At 57.8% G+C, this 2,500-nt stretch carries 2 rRNA genes (1 of these 2 cut by a window edge); both read right to left on the minus strand.

Annotated features, from left to right (window positions below):
- Positions 1 to 117: ribosomal RNA gene (gene rrf / locus AB0B76_RS58645) — 5S ribosomal RNA — on the minus strand.
- A 110-nt stretch (positions 118 to 227) separates the two neighbouring features.
- Positions 228 to 2,500 (minus strand): 23S ribosomal RNA (locus AB0B76_RS58650); it runs 835 nt beyond the window's last position.

The raw sequence follows: 2,500 nt of genomic DNA on the forward strand, positions 1-2,500 counted from the left end.
GTCCGGCGGCGTCCTACTCTCCCACACTCTCTCGGGTGCAGTACCATCGGCGCTGGAGGGCTTAGCTTCCGGGTTCGGAATGGGACCGGGCGTTTCCCCTCCGCTATGGCCGCCGTAACACTATGAACCTGTCAACCCCGCACACCCACCAACCACAGTCGGCAGGGTGCGTCCAGGTGTTGGTTCAGAATCACACAGTGGATGCAAGATCTTACATGCTTGATATGTAGGTCAAGTCCTCGGCCTATTAGTACCGGTCAGCTCAAACCTGTTACCAGGCTTCCACTTCCGGCCTATCAACCCAGTGGTCTCGCTGGGGGCCTTAACCCTCTAGGGGTGGGATACCTCATCTCGAAGCGAGCTTCCCGCTTAGATGCTTTCAGCGGTTATCCCTTCCGAACGTAGCCAACCAGCCGTGCTCTTGGCAGAACAACTGGCACACCAGAGGTTCGTCCGTCCCGGTCCTCTCGTACTAGGGACAGCCCTTCTCAAGTATCCTACGCGCGCGGCGGATAGGGACCGAACTGTCTCACGACGTTCTAAACCCAGCTCGCGTACCGCTTTAATGGGCGAACAGCCCAACCCTTGGGACCTACTCCAGCCCCAGGATGCGACGAGCCGACATCGAGGTGCCAAACCATCCCGTCGATATGGACTCTTGGGGAAGATCAGCCTGTTATCCCCGGGGTACCTTTTATCCGTTGAGCGACACCGCTTCCACCTGCCAGTGCCGGATCACTAGTCCCGACTTTCGTCCCTGCTCGACCTGTCAGTCTCGCAGTCAAGCCCCCTTGTGCACTTGCACTCAACACCTGATTGCCAACCAGGCTGAGGGAACCTTTGGGCGCCTCCGTTACATTTTAGGAGGCAACCGCCCCAGTTAAACTACCCACCAGACACTGTCCCTGAACCGGCTCACGGTCCAAGGTTAGATACCCAAATCCAACAGAGTGGTATTTCAAGCTTGCCTCCACCCCCACTGGCGTGAGGACTTCGTCGGCTCCCACCTATCCTACACAATCGAATTCGAGTACCAATGTCAAGCTATAGTGAAGGTCCCGGGGTCTTTCCGTCCTGCCGCGCGTAACGAGCATCTTTACTCGTAGTGCAATTTCGCCGGGCCTGTGGTTGAGACAGTGGGGAAGTCGTTACGCCATTCGTGCAGGTCGGAACTTACCCGACAAGGAATTTCGCTACCTTAGGATGGTTATAGTTACCACCGCCGTTTACTGGCGCTTAAGTTCTCCGCTTCGCCCCGAAGGACTAACAGGTCCCCTTAACGTTCCAGCACCGGGCAGGCGTCAGTCCATATACGTCGTCTTACGACTTAGCATGGACCTGTGTTTTTAGTAAACAGTCGCTTCCCCCTGGTCTCTGCGGCCACCAACCGCTCCACCAGCACGTGGTCTCACCATCGGTGGCCCCCCTTCTCCCGAAGTTACGGGGGCAATTTGCCGAGTTCCTTAACCACAGTTCGCCCGATCGCCTCGGTATTCTCTACCTGACCACCTGTGTCGGTTTGGGGTACGGGCCGCTCGAAACTCGCTAGAGGCTTTTCTCGGCAGCATGGGATCACTGACTTCGCCTGAACGGCTCCGCTTCACGTCTCACCCTCATGTGCTGCGGATTTGCCTACAGCACGGGCTACACGCTTGCCCCGGCACAACCACCGGCCGGGTCCAGCTACCCTCCTGCGTCACCCCATCGCTTGCCTACTACCACCCGAGTTCCCAAACGCCGGCCATCCCCCCGAAAGGTTCAGACCATTGTGAGGTTAGTACAAGCAGGTTCGGCATGGACGCTTCTACGCGGGTACGGGAATATCAACCCGTTGTCCATCGACTACGCCTCTCGGCCTCGCCTTAGGCCCCGACTCACCCAGGGCGGATTAGCCTGGCCCTGGAACCCTTGGTCATCCGGCGGCAGGGTTTCTCACCCTGCTTTCGCTACTCATGCCTGCATTCTCACTCGCGTCACCTCCACGGCTGGATCACTCCGCCGCTTCACCGGTGACACGACGCTCCCCTACCCATCCACGCACCTGGACCACGAAGGCCTGGTACACGCGTGAATGCCACAGCTTCGGCGGTGTGCTTGAGCCCCGCTACATTGTCGGCGCGGAACCACTTGACCAGTGAGCTATTACGCACTCTTTCAAGGGTGGCTGCTTCTAAGCCAACCTCCTGGTTGTCTATGCGACCCCACATCCTTTACCACTTAGCACACGCTTAGGGGCCTTAGCTGGTGATCTGGGCTGTTTCCCTCTCGACTACGAAGCTTATCCCCCGCAGTCTCACTGCCACGCTCTCACTTACCGGCATTCGGAGTTTGGTTGACTTCAGTAAGCTTGTAGGCCCCCTAGGCCATCCAGTGCTCTACCTCCGGCAAGAAACACGTGACGCTGCACCTAAATGCATTTCGGGGAGAACCAGCTATCACGGAGTTTGATTGGCCTTTCACCCCTAACCACAGGTCATCCCCCAACTTTTCAACGTTGGTG

It is taken from the genome of Dactylosporangium sp. NPDC049140, from assembly GCF_040648435.1.